We start from the raw sequence: 15,281 nt of genomic DNA, 5'->3' as shown, positions 1-15,281 counted from the left end.
AGATCGGCTTGCAGCGCAAGCAGATCGACGGCGCCGTGGCGCTCGCGCACGGCGGCGGCGGCCGATGCCAGCGCGGTGTTCAGGCCGTCGCTGTCCGAGTGGGGCTGGGCGGCATCGGCGGAAGGTGTCGTGGACGGGTCCGGATGCACTGCCGCACCGAGTTCGCGCACGACGGTCGCGACGCGCTGGTCGGGTGTCACCACCGTGACCGAGCCCAGCCCGGCGTCCAGGGTCGCGGTGACCGTATCCGACAGCATGGCCAGCACCAGCCGCGAGCGTTCGCCGGCCGGCAATCGGTCGGCGAGTCGGCTCTTGGCTCGGTCGAGGTGCTTGACCGCGATCACGGCGTGGACGGCATCCGGACGCATGTGTTCATCGTCGCACGTTCCGGGTGCCCGCAGCCTGGGAGCGGTGACCGATCGAACACGCGAACCCCCGAGTACCGGGTACTCGCGCGGCGGCGAGTGGCATATTGAAACGATGACGAGGGCGGCAGTGATGGGTGCGGGATCCTGGGGTACCGCATTCGCGAAAGTGCTCAACGACGCGGGTACCGAGGTAACGATGTGGGCGCGGCGGCCCGAGATCGCGAAGGCCGTGGCGACCGAACATCGCAATCCCGCCTACCTGCCCGATGTGTGGCTCGACGGGATCGCGGCGACCGACGATTACCGGGTGGCCCTCGACGACGCCGACATCGTCGTGCTGGCGGTTCCGTCGCAATCCTTGCGTCCCAATCTCGCGCACTGGCGCGCGGCCGTCCGCTCCGATGCGACACTGCTGAGTCTGGCCAAGGGCATCGAGACCGGGACGCTCATGCGGATGAGCGAGGTCATCGCGGAGGTGACCGGCGCGGATTCCGGGCGCATCGCGGTGCTGTCGGGCCCGAACCTGGCCCGCGAGATCGCCGCCGAACAGCCGGCCGCCTCGGTGGTCGCCTGCTCCGACGCCGCGCGTGCGGAGGCCGTGCAGCATTCCTGCGCCACCGGCTATTTCCGCCCCTACACCAATACCGATGTGATCGGCTGCGAGATCGGCGGCGCGTGCAAGAACGTGATCGCGCTGGCGTGCGGGATCGCGGCGGGCATGGGTCTGGGTGACAATTCCGTCGCCAGTCTGATCACCCGCGGGCTCGCCGAGATCATCCGGCTCGGGGTGGCGCTGGGTGCGAATCCGGTCACGCTGGCCGGTCTGGCCGGGGTGGGCGATCTGGTGGCAACCTGCACCTCGCCGCTGTCGCGCAACCGGTCCTTCGGTCATGTGCTGGGCGCCGGCGGTTCGATGCGCGCCGCTCAGGACGCGACACACGGGCAGGTCGCGGAGGGTGTGAAGTCGTGCACCTCGATCCGGGCGCTGGCCGAGACCCACAATGTGGAGATGCCGCTGACCACCGCGGTGCATCGGGTCTGTCACGAGGAGCTCTCGGTGTCCGATGCCGTCGGGCAATTACTCGGTCGGCGGATCAAACCGGAATGAATGATTTCGGTCCGGCCGGGGTACGGTTCGGACTATGACAAACCGGATCAGGGTTGCGGTGGTGTTCGGTGGCCGCAGCAACGAACACGCGGTGTCGTGCGTTTCGGCCGGCATGGTGCTGACGAACCTGGATCCCGAACGCTACGAGGCGGTGCCGATCGGTATCACCCGCGAGGGCGCCTGGGTCCTCAGCAGCGCCGATGCGCGCGCTCTCGCCATCCGCGAGCGTGCCCTGCCCACGGTCGACTCGGCCGGCACCGTGCTGACCCTGGCCGCCGATCCGAGCCGCTCGGGCGCCCTGGTCGCGCTCGACGGCGCCGAAGCGGTACTGGGCGTGGTCGACGTGGTGTTCCCGGTACTGCACGGGCCGTGGGGTGAGGACGGCACGCTGCAGGGACTACTGGAGCTGGCGGGTGTTCCGTACGTCGGCCCCGGAGTGCTGGCCAGCGCCACCGGAATGGACAAGGAGTTCACCAAGAAACTCCTTGCCGCGGAAGGACTTCCGGTCGGCACGCAGGTGGTGCTGCGCCCCGGCACCGATTCGGTGAGCGAGGCCGACCGTGACCGGCTCGGCCTGCCGGTCTTCGTCAAACCCGCGCGCGGGGGCTCCTCGATCGGCATCACCAAGGTCGAGGACTGGATCGATCTCGATTCGGCAATCGCCGCGGCCCGGCTGCACGATCCGAAGGTGATCGTGGAAGCCGCCATCGTCGGACGCGAAGTCGAGTGCGGCGTACTGGAATTCCCGGACGGCCGGGTGGAGGCCAGCGTGATCGCCGAGATCCGCATGCCCGACGACGACATCTCCGAGAGCGAAACCGCCTCCGGCACACCGCAATTCTACGATTTCGACACCAAATACCTCGACGACGTGTGCGAGTTCGATATCCCGGCCAAGCTGAACGACGATATCTCGCAACAGATCCGGGAACTCTCGGTGCGGGCGTTCCGGGCGCTGGACTGCCAGGGGCTGGCGCGGGTCGACTTCTTCGTCACCGCATCCGGACCGGTGATCAACGAGATCAACACCTTGCCCGGATTCACCTCCATCTCCATGTATCCGCGCATGTGGGATGCCACCGGAATCGACAATCGCACCCTGATCACCACCCTGATCGAGACGGCGCTGACCCGGGGCACCGGACTGCGCTGAGCGGCGGTGCGGCGCGCGTAATCTGGGTGGGGTGATTCTCGCGATGACTCTGCCCGGGCTGGCGCTGCTGATCATCGCGGTCGCGTTCGCCGAGGTGGGCTACCGGAAGACGACCGGGCGCGCCGCGCTGCCGTGGATGCGCGAGTCCGCCGGGCCGAGCGCGGCGGGGATCGGATTCGAGCAGTTCGACGCGTTGTTCGACGCGGGTAAGCGGCATGAATTCGAGGAACGGCAGACGGTTCTCATGCACCGCGAGAACTCGGGGGACGGAACCCCCGGTGACGCGGAGATCGACCTGACCTCCGGACGGGCGCGGTTACCGCGTTCCTGACCGGCTCAGTTCGGTACGGCTCCCGGGTCGAGGGGCTTCGCGGGCAAGGTCTTGCCGATCGTGTTCGACATCTCCTGCAGGGGAGACGGTCCCGCCTTGGTGGGCATCGTCACAGCGATATAGGTGCCGCGATCCACCGCGTACCAGGTGCCGGAGGTCACGCCGCTGGTCTGATCGCGCACCTCGAACCAGTTCACGCCGTTGACCACCTGTAGCGCGGAGGCCTTGGTGAACTCCAGCGGCCGGTCCAGGCCGCAGCGCAGCACGATCGGATCGCCGCCGTCCGACGGCTGCCAGGCCGCGGTCGCGGGCGGAGCCGGTTGGGCCAGTTCGGATTTGGTGTAGTCGTCGCCGAGTGACTCCGGCAGTGCGGCCAGCAGGGTGGTGCAATCCTGGCTCGACGCCGCGGGCGCCGGTACCGAGCCCAGCGCCAGCGGCTCGCGACCGGCGGACTGTCGCGACATGGCCGCGATGACGAGGACGACGACGATCAGCGCGACCGGAAGGGCGACAGCGGTCGCGATCAGCGCCGGATGCAGCTGGGGGCCGTCGTCGGCCTCGGCGGTTTCGGCCACGGTCGGCGCGGAGTTCCCGGGCCGGTTGGTAGCGGGTTCCGGGTCGGCCGCGGCGGGGAGGCCGGGCTCGGACTCCGGTCGGTCGGGCTGCGGGGTGTCCGCTGTCGGCCGGTCCGTCTCGCTACTCATCCGGGATTCGTCTCCACTCGTGCCGGGCGGGCGTCGCGCCCGGCTGATTGTCTGGAATGCGTGTTCGAGGGTATCGAACGGCCGTCGGCACGCTCTCGCGGCATCCGGGCACCGCCGCGCCCGAGAGGAGGCCACAGCGGACCGGTGCCGCCGCGCAGGCACAGGGTAGCGTCGGAGTGTGGTGTCCCCGGTGACCTGACCGGGTGTGGAGAAGGAGAGCGGCATCACCGAGAGCGGCCCGCGCACCGTGCGCGACCTGGGCGAATTCGCATTGATCGAACGGATGAACGCCGGGCGGTCGTTCGGTGGCGGCGTCGAGCTGGGGCCCGGGGACGATGCGGCGGTGATCGCGGCGCCGGCCGGGCGCTACGTGGTCAGCACCGACATGCTCGTGCAGGATCGGCATTTCCGGCTGGACTGGTCGCGGCCGGAGGACATCGGGGCCAAGGCGATCGCGCAGAATGCCGCCGACGTGGTCGCGATGGGTGCGGTGCCCAGCGCGTTCGTGGTGTCGCTGGGCTGCCCCGCCGAGACGCCGGTGACATTCGTCGACGGATTGGCCGACGGCATGTGGGCGGAGGCCCGGCGGGCCGGGGCCCCGATCGCCGGGGGCGATGTGGTGCGCAGCCCGCAGCTGGTGATCTCGGTGACCGCATTCGGTGACCCCCGCGGCCGGGCCGTGCTGCGCTCGGGGGCACGCGACGGCGATATCGTCGCGGTCGCCGGGTGGCTCGGCTGGTCGGCGGCCGGACTGGCGGCCCTGTCGGCCGGCGCGGACAGCGGTTCCGATGCCGAGCTGTTCACCGATGTGGTTGCCGCCCATCGTGTTCCGCGACCGCCCTATTCCGCCGTGCTGGAGCTGCCGGAGGCCACGGAGATCACCGCGATGACCGACGTCTCCGACGGACTGCTCGCCGATCTATCGCATATCGCCGAATCCTCCGGTGTGGCGGTCGATGTCGATTCGGCGGCGGTGGCGGATCCGGCGCTGACTCCGGTCGCCGCCGCGCTGCACGCCGACGCGCTCGGCTGGGTGCTCACCGGTGGGGAGGACCATGCCTTCGCCGCCACCTTCGGGGCCGGCGCCGCGATCCCGCCGGGCTGGCGGGCGATCGGCCGGGTGTGCACCGGCTCGGGCGTTTTCGTCGACGGAGCGCGGTGGTCGGGGCCGTTGGGCTGGGAGTCGTTCGGAGGGGGCGAATAGCGGTGCGGCCCGACGATGCGACGGCGGGTGGGCGGCGTGCGGACGCCGAGCCGCGGCGACTATCTTGTCCCGACATGGGCGCGAAACCACTGCCGCAGATCATCGATACGGGCTGGGCCGAGGCATTGGAACCGGTGACCGACCGGATCTCCGAGATGGGGGAGTTCCTGCGGGCGGAGAACGCCGCCGGCCGTGGCTACTTTCCCAAGGGCGAGAACGTCTTACGCGCCTTCACCCGTCCCTTCGACAAGGTGCGCGTGCTGATCGTCGGGCAGGATCCGTACCCGACTCCCGGGCATGCCATGGGGTTGAGTTTCTCGGTGGCGCCGGATGTTTCGCCGGTGCCGCGCAGCCTGGCGAACATCTTCTCGGAGTATTCGCGCGATCTCGGCCATCCGACCCCGTCGTGCGGTGACCTGTCGCCGTGGTCGGATCAGGGTGTGCTGCTGCTGAACCGAGTGCTGACGGTCTCGCCCGGCCAGCCCGCGTCGCATCGCGGCAAGGGCTGGGAAGCGGTGACCGAGCAGGCGATTCGCGCGCTCGTGGCGCGTGAGCAGCCGCTGGTCGCGATCCTGTGGGGCCGCGACGCCTCGACGTTGAAGCCGATGCTCGGCGATGTCCCGACCATCGAATCCGCCCATCCCTCACCACTGTCCGCCTCACGCGGTTTCTTCGGATCGAGGCCTTTCTCCCGCACCAACGAATTGCTCGGTACATTGGGGGCCGCCCCGGTCGATTGGCGCTTGCCCTGACCGCGGCGTAACAGTTCGAGCGAAACAGGAGCAGATGCATGCAGATCACATCCGTGCGCGGTGCCGTAGTCGCCGTTGCCGCCGGTGCGGCGGTCCTCGGCGCACCCGCGATAGCGCAGGCCGCCGGCCTGCCGCTGGAGCCGGCCACCCCGCAGGAAGAGGTCACCACCACTCAGCACGCGGGACCGGTGCTGGCCCTGTGGGATCCGCAGACGGGTTCGTCGTCGCTGTCGTCCAATGTCAACGCGCGCGGTCTGTGCGTCTTCCAGAGCATCAGCGCGCAGGGTGGGCTCGACTGCTTCAACGGCGCCCAGTAATCGGGCGGCGAGCGATCATCCGGATCTCGCTCGCCAGGGAGAACGGTTCGATTCGGCGGGCCTCGTCGGCGGCGAATCCGAACTTTCGATAGAAATTCCGGGCGCGTGGATTCTCCTCGAACACCCATAACGCGGTGTCGGTGTCGGGGAGGAGAATCGCACGCAGCAATTCCTGTGCGATGCCGGTGCCGTATCGGTCGGCCCGGACGTAGAGCGCATACAGTTCCCGATCGGCGACGCGCGGTTCGTCGCGAGGCGGTCCGGCGTGCGCGAATCCGAGGACACGGTTGCCGGGGGCGCGGGTGTCGTCGACGGCCAGCACGATGGTGTGGGCCGTTCGGTCGGCCGCCGCGCTCTCGTCGATCGAGTCGATGAGGGCGGCCCACCGGGCGGCGCGGCGGTCGACGTCGAAGGCGGCGAGCACATGCTCGGGCACCAGTCCGCGGTAGGCCTCACGCCACGATTCGATATGGCAGATCGCCAGATCACGGGCGTATTCGGCAGACGCCGTCACAATCCGCGGGCAGTGCGGGTTCATGCTGCCGTCCCGCGTGCGCGGCCGGGTGAGCACATGACAACGCCCCGGTCACCCTGTGGGCGCGCCGGGGCGTCGAAGATGTCTACGCAGCTCAGCCGCGAACAACCTTTCCGGCCTTCAGGCAGGAGGTGCAGACGTTCATGCGGCGGGTGTTGCCGGGGGCAACCTGGGCACGAACGGTCTGGATGTTCGGGTTCCAGCGACGGTTGGTGCGCCGGTGCGAGTGCGAAACCGACTTACCGAAGCCGGGGCCCTTGGCGCAGACGTCGCAGACGGCAGCCATAGTCGCGAGCTCCTTCATGTCATGGGGGACCGCTGTCGGTGAGACAGCCTGTCCGGAAACTTTATCCTCAATGCCTACCAGCGCTACCGCCGGTGAACGCGACCGGCAGGGGCCGCGTGAGGCAACCCTGCAAGAGTAGCGGTCGGCCGTCTTCGATGTCCAATCGCCCCGGGGCTCGCCGCAGGCACCCGGTCGCGGCTGCCTCGTCTCCGCCGCCGGATCCGCCTCCCTACCCGGCTTCGTGTGTCGAGGGTGTCGGTGCGGACGACTACCCTGGCTGGCGGGTTCGACGGTGTGATCGCGGTGGCGGGAAGGACGGTGACGTGCGCGGGGTCCGGGAGAGGCTCGATGCGGCCGCACTGCGGCAGTGGGGTGCGCTGTGTGTGGAACGCCTGCTCGCGCACCGCGAGGAGATCAACGCGCTGAACGTCTTCCCGGTGGCCGATTCCGACACCGGAACCAATCTGCTCATCACCATGCGCGCCGCACTCGCCGCGACGCAAGCGCACGTCGACGCGGACCCGTCGGGTGACGCCGCCGGTCCGCTCGGCGCCATGGCCCGGGCCGCGACCGCCGCGGCGTGCGGGAATTCGGGGATCATCCTGTCGCAGGTGCTGCGGGGGCTGGCCGAGTCGGCCGATCGCGACGCCCTCACCGCGGCCACGCTGCGCGCCGCGTTGCGCCGGGCGGCGGTCCTGGTCCGGGAATCGCTGAGCGAACCGGTCGAGGGCACCATGCTCACCGTGCTGGAAGCGGCCGCGGACCGCGCGGAGGACTGTGCGGAACAGACGGTCGCCGCGGTGGCCGTCGCCGCCGCCGACGGCGCGGTGAAGGCGCTGGGGGAGACACCGTCACAACTGGTCGTGCTGCGCGCGGCCGGTGTGGTCGATGCCGGGGCGCGCGGGCTGCTGGTCCTGCTGGACGCCCTGGTGGAGGTGTGTACCGGGAGCGCACCCGCGCGTCCGGTCTACCGGGTGACGGCTTCGGATGCCGCGCGGTCGGCCGCTGGACCCCTACGTCGCGGTGCTCTGGTGGCGGATTCGCCGGACGTGCACGTGAACGACACTGCGGTGCATGCGGATTCGTCGTCCGAGCGACCGAGGGCTGCCCCGTCGGAAGTGATCGCGGGCGACGGCCCCGGTACGAGTCGCGCTGTACCGCCCGGGAACTCCGATTACGCACACATCGTCAGTGCGCAGGCCGGTTCTGAAGACGCTGTGCTGCCGATGATTTCGCCGCAGCGCGTGTCCGGTACGGAGGCCGTGCGGCGCGCCGGAGAGGAATCCGGCCGGCGCGATCGGGCGAGCGTGCACCGGTACGAGGTCATGTACCGGATCGTCGAGTCCGATCCGGCGCGCATCGACCGGCTGCGTGATGCCCTTGCCGCGCTGGGGGATTCGGTGGTCGTGGTGGGCGACGGCGAGGGCAGCTGGTCGGCGCACGTGCATTGCGCCGATGCCGGCGCCGCGGTGGAGGCCGGGCTGGCCGCCGGCGTCCTGAGCAACATCCGGATCGAGGGTTTGTCCGGCACTTCCGTTGCCGCGCAAGGACAGCCAGATCGAGGCATTCTCGCGATCGCCACCGGAGCGGGGGCGGTACGGTTGTTCGAGGACTCCGGTGCGGTCGTGCTCACCGGCGCGGTGACCGCCGATCGACTGCTCGCCGCCATTCGCGCGATGCCGCAGCGGGAAGTGCTGGTGCTGCCCAACGGGGCGTTGCCGGCGCCGGAGCTGGTGGCGATCGGTATGGCCGCCCGGGACGGGTGGCGTGAGGTGATGATGTTGCCCAGCGGCTCCATGGTGCAGGGGCTGGCGGCGCTCGCCCTGCACGACAGCGGCAGCCTGGCCGTCGACGACGCGCTGACGATGTCGCAGTCGGCCGCCAGTACCCGGTGGGGCGCGGTCCGCGTCGCCGCCGAACGCGCGCTGACCATCGTCGGCACGTGCGAGCAGGGCGATGGGCTCGGCCTGGTGGGCCACGACGTGGTCGTCATCGATGCGGACCTGCGCCGAGCCGCCCGGACCCTGCTCGATCGCATGCTCGGCCTGGGCGGGGAACTGGTGACGCTGCTGCTGGGCGCGCAGGCGCCCGCCGGGTTGGCGGACGAGCTCACCGCACACATCACCACGGAATTTCCCGGCGTGGAGGTCGTCACCTACGACGGCGGTCAGGCCGTGGACCTGGTCCAGATCGGGGTGGAGTAGATGGCGACACTGAGCGACCGGCTCGATCACGTGCTGGGGGTGAAGGCGGCCGAACCGCTGGCCGACGCCTTCGATATGCATATCGTCGAGGATCTGCTGCGGCACTATCCGCTGCGTTACGCCACCCAGGGCCAGCCGCTCACCGAGGAGGCCCCCGAGGAGGGCGCCCACATCACGGTGGTGGGCCGGGTGAGCAAGACCGAACTGCGGCCGATGCGCCAGCGTCGCGGCAAACTGCTCAAGGTGGAACTCGACACCGGCTCCGCGAAGCCGGTGGAGATCACCTTCTTCAACGGCGACAAGGTGAATTACCTTGTCAAACAGGGTGTTCGGGCCATGATGTCGGGCACCGTGCACTGGTGGCGGCCGGACCGCTGGAATCTGTCGCATCCGTCGTATCTGATCCTGCCCGAAACCGCCGAATCGGTGGACAGTCTCACCTCCGTGCGCGGCGGCGGCGCCCTCCGCGGTCTGGCGGAGAGTGCGAAAGGCGCTGGGGGAGTGGATATCTCGTTCTTCGAGCGGGAATACATCCCGGTGTATCCGGCGACCGCGAAGGTGCAGAGCTGGGACATTCTGGCTTGTGTGCGGCAGGTGCTCGACCAGCTCGACCCGATCGACGATCCGCTGCCGCAGGACCTTCGCGAAGACCACGAACTGCTTCCCGTGTCGGATGCGCTGCGGCTGATCCACCTGCCCGAACGAAAATCCGATATCGACCAGGCCCGGCAGCGGCTGCGCTTCGACGAGGCCCTGGCGTTGCAGCTGGTTCTGGCTCAGCGCCGCCACGACGCCGCCGGGCGCACCGCGCGGCCGTGCCCGCCCCGCTCCGACGGTATCGCCGCCGAATTCGAACAGCGCCTGCCGTTCGAGCTGACCGCCGGCCAGAACAAGGTGATCGCCGAGATCTCCGGGGACCTGTCGCGCCCGCATCCGATGCACCGGTTGCTGCAGGGTGAGGTCGGTTCCGGTAAGACTATCGTCGCCCTGCACGCGATGTTGCAGGTGGTCGATGCCGGACTGCAGTGTGCGCTGCTGGCACCGACGGAAGTCCTTGCCGCCCAGCATTATCGGTCGCTTCGGTCGATGCTCGGCGATCTCGGTGACGCGGGTGAACTGGGCGCCGCCGACCATGCCACCAAGGTGGTGCTGCTGACCGGTTCGATGTCGGCGAGTGCGAAGAAGGCGGCACTGCTGGACGTGGTGACCGGGACGGCCGGCATCGTGATCGGCACGCACGCGCTGATCCAGGACGCGGTCGAATTCTTCGATCTGGGCATGGTGATCGTCGACGAACAGCACCGCTTCGGTGTGGAGCAGCGAGACGCGTTGCGCGCCAAGGCGAAAGACGGCATCACCCCGCATCTGCTGGTGATGACCGCGACGCCGATTCCGCGCACCATCGCGATGACCACCCTCGGCGATCTGGAAACCTCCACCCTGACCGAACTGCCGCGCGGCCGCTCACCCATCACCACCCGGGTGGTGCCGGCCCGGATGAAACCGGCATGGGTCGAGCGCGCCTGGGAGCGGATCCGGGAAGAGGTGGCGGCGGGCCGGCAGGCCTACGTGGTGTGCTCGCGCATCGGCGACGAGGAGGACGACGGCGCACCGAAGAAGGGCGCCAAGTCGAAAGGCAAGAGCCGCAAACAAGCCGACGACGACACGGGCGAGGCGCCGACCACCCATGCCGCGATCGACGTCTTCGAAACGCTGCGCACCGGGCCGCTGGCCGATCTGCGTCTCGGACTGTTGCACGGCCGGCTGCCGACCGACGACAAGGATCGCGTCATGCGCTCGTTCAACGACGGCGATATCGACGTGCTGATCTGCACCACGGTCGTAGAGGTCGGGGTCGACGTGCCCAATGCGACCGTCATGGTCATCGTGGACGCCGACCGGTTCGGCGTCAGCCAGCTGCATCAGCTGCGCGGTCGCGTGGGTCGCGGCAAGCATCCCGGTCTGTGCCTGCTCATCACCGAAACCTCGCCGATGGGTACGGCCATGGCGCGGCTGGAGGCGGTGGCCGGCACGCTGGACGGTTTCGAACTGTCGGTGCTCGATCTGCGGCAGCGCCGGGAGGGCGATGTGCTGGGTTCGGCGCAGTCGGGTACCGCGCGCAGCCTGAAACTGCTCTCCTTGCTCGACGATCTCGACGTCATCACCACCGCCCAGGTGCTGGCGCGGGAGATCGTCGACGCCGATCCGGGGCTGGCCGCCCATCCGGGATTGGCGAATATGATGCATGCCGCCGTCGACTCCGAGCGGCTGGAATATCTGGCGAAGTCCTGATCAGCGGACCGCGGGCGGATACGGCAGATCGACGCTGGAATTCTCGGTGACCGCCAGCGGGCGGCCGATCTGCGGGAACGCGCGCTGCGGGCAGGCGGGCCGCTCGCACACCTTGCAGCCGGCGCCGATGGGCACCGCGGCGGCCGGCTCGTCGAGCTGCAGGCCTTGCGAATACACCAGCCGATCGGCGTATTCGATATCGCAGCCCAGCCCGACCGCGAACTCCTTGGTGGCGGTGCCGAATCCGTGCGGACTGGGATAGGTCGTGCGCGCGATCCACAGATAGCGGCGGCCGTCGGGCATGGCCGCGACCTGCGTGAGGATCCGCCCGGGATGGGAGAACGCCTCGTGCACCACCCACAGCGGGCAGCTCCCACCCACTCTGGAGAAGTGGAATGCGGTGGCGGACTGGCGTTTCGAGATATTTCCCGCGCGGTCGGTGCGGACGAAGAAGAACGGCACCCCGCGCTGTCCCTGCCGCTGCAGCGTGCTCAGCCGATGGCAGACCGTCTCGAAGCCGACCTCGAAACGCAGCGAGAGCAGGTCGATGTCGTAGGACAGTTCCTCGGCCGACCGCAGGAACTTCCCGTACGGCAGCACCACCGCGCCCGCGAAATAGTTGGCCAGGCCGACCCGGGCCAGCGCCCGCGATTCACCGACCAGCGACGGGGTGGCGTCGAGGACCTCGTCGAGCAGATCGCCGTGCAGCAGGAAGGCGAGCGTGGTGGCGATCTGGAATGCCCGCTGACCGGGGCGCAGTCGGCGCGCGAGGATGAGGGTGCGGGTCTCGGGGTCGTAGCGCCGTTTCGGAACGGCGGGATCGGCGCCGTCGCCGCGGACCAGAACGGTGACCCCGGCCCGCTCCTCGGCCACGCGGGCAAGTTGGCGATCGATCGATCCGATGGTCAGACCGCATTCGTCGAACAGCCGTTCGGCGGCCAGATCCAGCTGGGGGATGTGGTTGTGGTGGTCGTAGAAGAAGTCGCGCACATCCTCGTAGGGCATCGGAACGCCGGGCGCCCCGGCGGGGGCGGCGACCTTCGACGACAACAGATCGAGCTGATCGGTCGTGGCGCGCAGACGGCGATGCATGGCGACGATGGTCTTGGCGACCTCCGGCAGCCGGGTGGCGAGATCTTCGACCTCCGCGGCCGGCGGGGCGGTGCCGCCGGCCGCCTCCACCAGCACCTCGTGCAGGTCCGACACCAGGCGTGCGTCGGAGTCGGCGGCGAAGAATTGCACATCCAGATCGAAGGTCGAATTGAGTTTCAGGAGAACGGGAATAGTCAGGGGTCGCTGGTCACGTTCGAGCTGATTGAGATAGCTGGGCGAAAGCTCCAACGACTTGGCCAGGGCGGCCTGGGTCATCCGTCGTTCTTCGCGCAACCGCCGTAACCGGGCACCCGCATACATCTTGCGCACGCCGCAGATGCTACCTTCACATCTTCGCAATCATTGCAATTTCGCTACTCGGCGCGTACAAAAATCTGCTGTTGCAAGGAGTTTTGATCAACTTCGGACATGCGTAGCGTGCGAAGTAGGCGGCCGGATCCGGTGGGTGCACGATAGCGGAAGTGCTGCTCGGAGGTGGTGAACTACCGGGTGGAAAAGGTTGCCGGAGAGGCTGCTGGGGCTCGCCGGAGCCACATTTCCGAGAGCCTGTCCGGCCGGCGACCCGCGTCCGGGCGAGTCGCCGACCGTGCGGTATCAGCGCACCAGCGCGGCCGCCTCGACCATATTGCGCAGCGACGCCTCCACCTCGGCGCGGCCGCGGGTCTTGAGTCCGCAGTCCGGATTCACCCACAACCGCTCCGCCGGAACGGCTTTCATCGCTTCGCGCAGCGAGTTCTCGATCTCGCTCACACTCGGCACCCGCGGTGAGTGGATGTCGTAGACGCCGGGCCCGATGCCGAGCGCGTATCCGGCGGTGGTGAGATCGTCGAGGATCTCCATATGCGAGCGCGCCGCCTCCACCGATGTGACATCGGCATCCAAGGCCGCGATGGCTCCGATGATCTCGCCGAATTCGGAGTAGCACAGATGGGTGTGGATCTGAGTGTCGTCGCGAACCCCGGCGGTGGCCAGGCGGAACGCGCCCACGGCCCAGTCCAGGTACTGCTCCTGATCAGCACGGCGCAGCGGCAGCAGCTCCCGCAGCGCGGGTTCGTCGACCTGGACGATCCGGATGCCGGCGGCCTCCAGATCCACCGTCTCGTCGCGAATGGCCAGCGCCACCTGCCGCGCGGTGTCGGCGAGCGGCTGATCGTCGCGCACGAACGACCAGGCCAGAATCGTGACCGGGCCGGTCAGCATGCCCTTGACCGGCCTGGCGGTCAGCGATTGGGCGTAGGTGATCCACTCGACGGTCATCGGCGCGGTGCGCACGACGTCGCCGTAGAGGATCGGCGGGCGCACGCAGCGGGTGCCGTAGGACTGCACCCAGCCGTTGTCGGTGGCGGCGAAGCCGTCGAGCTGTTCGGCGAAGTACTGAACCATGTCGTTGCGCTCGGGTTCGCCGTGCACGAGCACGTCGAGCCCCAGATCCTCCTGTAGCGCAATCACATCCGCGATCTCGGCGCGCATCCGCTCGCGATACTGCGCGTCGTCGATCGTGCCGGCGCGCAGGTCCGCGCGAGCGGTGCGGATCGCGGTGGTCTGCGGATAGGAGCCGATGGTGGTCGTGGGCAGCAGCGGCAGGCGCAGCTGTGCGCGCTGCAGCTCACTGCGGCGCTGCGCCGGCGCCCGCCGCGCCTGATCCTCACCGAGACCGGCGAGCCGGGCCCGCACCGCCTCGTTGTGCAGACGCGGATCGGAGCGGCGGCTCGCGATCGCGGCACGGGATGCGGCGAGCTCCGCGGCGACCGCGTCGGTGCCCGCACCGACCGCATGCGCCAGGACCCGCACCTCGTCGATCTTCTCGGCGCCGAAAGCCAGCCACGACCGCAGCACCGGATCCAGGCCGGGCTCCGCGTCCAGCGAATACGGCACATGCAGCAGTGAACTCGAGGTCGACACCGCCAGCGCGCCGACCGAACCCAGCAGGGTGGCCAGCTCACTCAGCGCCGCTTCCAGATCCGTGCGCCAGATGTTACGGCCGTCCACCACACCGGCCACCACCAGTTTGTCCGCCAGGGCGGGCACTGCGGCGACCTCGGAAACGGTTGTGCCGGAACGGAAGTCGAGTGCCACCCCCTCGACCGGCGTGGCGGCCAGGGCGCCCAGCGCCGGACCCGGGGAGCCGAAGTAGGTGGCCACCAGGATGTTCGGCCGCCGGTCCCCGTCGCTCAATTCGGCGTAGGTGGTGCGGACGGCGCCGAGTTCGGCCTCGGAGAGGTCGCGCACCAGCACGGGTTCGTCGATCTGGACCCACGCGGCGCCCGCGTCGGCCAGGCGGGCCAGCAGGTCCCGGTACAGCGGGATCAGCTCGGCCAGCCGGTCCCTCGGCGCGACGCCGCCGACACCTTTGGACAGCGCCAGGAAGGTCAGCGGGCCGATCACCACCGGCCGGGCGGCGATGCCCAGCTCACGCGCCTCGCGCAGCTCGCCGAGCAGTGCCGACGGATCGAGGGCGAACCGGGTGTCCGGGCCGATTTCGGGCACCAGATAGTGGTAGTTGGTGTCGAACCATTTGGTCATCTCCAGCGGTTCGACGCCCTCGGCGCCGCGCGCGGCGGCGAAATAGCGGTCCAGCGGATCGCCGATGCCGGCGACTCGCGGCGGCAGCGCGCCCAGCATGACCGCGGTATCGAGCATCTGGTCGTAGAACGAGAAGGTGCCCACCGGTATCGCGTCGAGGCCGGCGTCACGCGCCGCGGTCCAGCCCTGCGCGCGCAGCTGCCGGGCGACGGCCTGCAGTTCGGCGGCGTCGATCCGTCCGGCCCAATAACCTTCGACGGCGCGTTTGAGTTCGCGCCGCGGCCCGATGCGGGGCAGGCCCAGAACCGTTGCGGTGAAACGAGTATGCGTTGTGACAGTCACGGTGTTCTCCAGAAGTGGAAGCCACAGGTCACCGCCGCACGGCGGACGA

The 15,281-nt window shown here is 69.2% G+C and carries 14 protein-coding genes; 8 read left to right on the top strand and 6 right to left on the bottom strand.

The genetic code is table 11. The annotated features are described in order from the left end of the window. Nucleotides 1-368, bottom strand: a 368-nt coding sequence (locus RJ03_RS17580) for a 2-phospho-L-lactate guanylyltransferase (protein ID WP_036503779.1), incomplete at its 3' end; no start/stop codon positions are given. A 112-nt stretch (nt 369-480) separates the two neighbouring features. Here RJ03_RS17580 and RJ03_RS17575 point away from each other — a divergent pair. From RJ03_RS17575 to RJ03_RS17565, 3 genes are read left to right on the top strand one after another with little or no spacing between them, the layout of a single operon-like run. Next, the gene (locus RJ03_RS17575) at nt 481-1,476 is read left to right on the top strand and encodes an NAD(P)H-dependent glycerol-3-phosphate dehydrogenase (RefSeq protein ID WP_036503803.1); all 996 of its coding nucleotides are present in this window, start codon (nt 481-483) and stop codon (nt 1,474-1,476) included. Between the two features lie 34 nt (nt 1,477-1,510). After that, on the top strand, nt 1,511-2,629 hold the full coding sequence (locus RJ03_RS17570; protein WP_036503778.1) for a D-alanine--D-alanine ligase family protein: 1,119 nt from the start codon (nt 1,511-1,513) through the stop codon (nt 2,627-2,629). Between the two features lie 31 nt (nt 2,630-2,660). After that, a complete protein-coding gene (locus RJ03_RS17565) occupies nt 2,661-2,960 on the top strand; it encodes a DUF6191 domain-containing protein (protein ID WP_245552313.1) in 300 nt (99 codons plus the stop codon). A gap of 5 nt (nt 2,961-2,965) precedes the next feature. Here RJ03_RS17565 and RJ03_RS17560 read toward each other — a convergent pair whose 3' ends face one another. Further along, complete coding sequence (locus RJ03_RS17560) at nt 2,966-3,664, bottom strand: DUF3515 domain-containing protein (RefSeq protein ID WP_036503773.1); 699 nt, start codon at nt 3,662-3,664, stop codon at nt 2,966-2,968. A 205-nt stretch (nt 3,665-3,869) separates the two neighbouring features. On the opposite strand from RJ03_RS17560, the gene RJ03_RS17555 reads away from it, so the two are divergent. The 3 genes from RJ03_RS17555 to RJ03_RS17545 all read left to right on the top strand — a co-directional run bounded on the left by RJ03_RS17555 (nt 3,870) and on the right by RJ03_RS17545 (nt 5,937). Then, the gene (locus RJ03_RS17555; RefSeq protein ID WP_281032287.1) at nt 3,870-4,868 is read left to right on the top strand and encodes a thiamine-phosphate kinase; all 999 of its coding nucleotides are present in this window, start codon (nt 3,870-3,872) and stop codon (nt 4,866-4,868) included. A 74-nt stretch (nt 4,869-4,942) separates the two neighbouring features. Next, nucleotides 4,943-5,620 carry a uracil-DNA glycosylase gene (locus RJ03_RS17550; protein ID WP_036503772.1) on the top strand — a complete coding sequence of 226 codons (678 nt, stop codon included), beginning with the start codon at nt 4,943-4,945 and terminating at the stop codon, nt 5,618-5,620. Between the two features lie 38 nt (nt 5,621-5,658). After that, entirely contained in the window at nt 5,659-5,937 is a 279-nt protein-coding gene (locus tag RJ03_RS17545; RefSeq protein WP_036503766.1) for a hypothetical protein, read from the top strand. Here the strand turns inward: RJ03_RS17545 and RJ03_RS17540 are convergent. Beyond that, nucleotides 5,921-6,451 carry a GNAT family N-acetyltransferase gene (locus RJ03_RS17540; RefSeq protein WP_157163445.1) on the bottom strand — a complete coding sequence of 177 codons (531 nt, stop codon included), beginning with the start codon at nt 6,449-6,451 and terminating at the stop codon, nt 5,921-5,923. The genes RJ03_RS17545 and RJ03_RS17540 overlap by 17 nt on opposite strands. A 115-nt stretch (nt 6,452-6,566) precedes the next feature. Beyond that, nucleotides 6,567-6,758 (bottom strand): 50S ribosomal protein L28, encoded by a 192-nt coding sequence (rpmB, locus tag RJ03_RS36055; RefSeq protein ID WP_011210730.1) that lies wholly within the window; start codon nt 6,756-6,758, stop codon nt 6,567-6,569. 323 nt (nt 6,759-7,081) lie between these two features. On the opposite strand from rpmB, the gene RJ03_RS17535 reads away from it, so the two are divergent. Together RJ03_RS17535 and recG are read left to right on the top strand one after the other, a co-directional pair. Next, on the top strand, nt 7,082-8,962 hold the full coding sequence (locus RJ03_RS17535; protein ID WP_036503764.1) for a DAK2 domain-containing protein: 1,881 nt from the start codon (nt 7,082-7,084) through the stop codon (nt 8,960-8,962). Further along, a complete protein-coding gene (gene recG, locus RJ03_RS17530) occupies nt 8,963-11,254 on the top strand; it encodes an ATP-dependent DNA helicase RecG (RefSeq protein ID WP_036503763.1) in 2,292 nt (763 codons plus the stop codon). Here recG and RJ03_RS17525 read toward each other — a convergent pair whose 3' ends face one another. Together RJ03_RS17525 and metE are read right to left on the bottom strand one after the other, a co-directional pair. Then, nucleotides 11,255-12,667 carry a short-chain fatty acyl-CoA regulator family protein gene (locus RJ03_RS17525; RefSeq protein ID WP_051024804.1) on the bottom strand — a complete coding sequence of 471 codons (1,413 nt, stop codon included), beginning with the start codon at nt 12,665-12,667 and terminating at the stop codon, nt 11,255-11,257. A 294-nt stretch (nt 12,668-12,961) separates the two neighbouring features. Continuing rightward, a complete protein-coding gene (gene metE / locus RJ03_RS17520; RefSeq protein WP_245552312.1) occupies nt 12,962-15,232 on the bottom strand; it encodes a 5-methyltetrahydropteroyltriglutamate--homocysteine S-methyltransferase in 2,271 nt (756 codons plus the stop codon). Nucleotides 15,233-15,281 lie beyond the last annotated feature (49 nt).

It is taken from the genome of Nocardia aobensis NBRC 100429, assembly GCF_000308375.1.
Taxonomy (GTDB): Bacteria; Actinomycetota; Actinomycetes; order Mycobacteriales; family Mycobacteriaceae; genus Nocardia; species Nocardia aobensis.
Note: the sequence above shows the minus strand (reverse complement) of the source record. Positions and strands in the feature narration are given on the sequence as shown.

Bases quoted from the DNA above. Each gene is read 5' to 3' on its own strand.
- recG (WP_036503763.1), top strand. From the start codon at position 8,963: ATGGCGACACTGAGCGACCGGCTCGATCACGTGCTGGGGGTGAAGGCG.
- RJ03_RS17525 (WP_051024804.1), bottom strand. From the start codon at position 12,667: ATGTATGCGGGTGCCCGGTTACGGCGGTTGCGCGAAGAACGACGGATG.
- rpmB (WP_011210730.1), bottom strand. From the start codon at position 6,758: ATGGCTGCCGTCTGCGACGTCTGCGCCAAGGGCCCCGGCTTCGGTAAG.
- RJ03_RS17570 (WP_036503778.1), top strand. From the start codon at position 1,511: ATGACAAACCGGATCAGGGTTGCGGTGGTGTTCGGTGGCCGCAGCAAC.
- RJ03_RS17545 (WP_036503766.1), top strand. From the start codon at position 5,659: ATGCAGATCACATCCGTGCGCGGTGCCGTAGTCGCCGTTGCCGCCGGT.
- RJ03_RS17560 (WP_036503773.1), bottom strand. From the start codon at position 3,664: ATGAGTAGCGAGACGGACCGGCCGACAGCGGACACCCCGCAGCCCGAC.
- RJ03_RS17575 (WP_036503803.1), top strand. From the start codon at position 481: ATGACGAGGGCGGCAGTGATGGGTGCGGGATCCTGGGGTACCGCATTC.
- RJ03_RS17550 (WP_036503772.1), top strand. From the start codon at position 4,943: ATGGGCGCGAAACCACTGCCGCAGATCATCGATACGGGCTGGGCCGAG.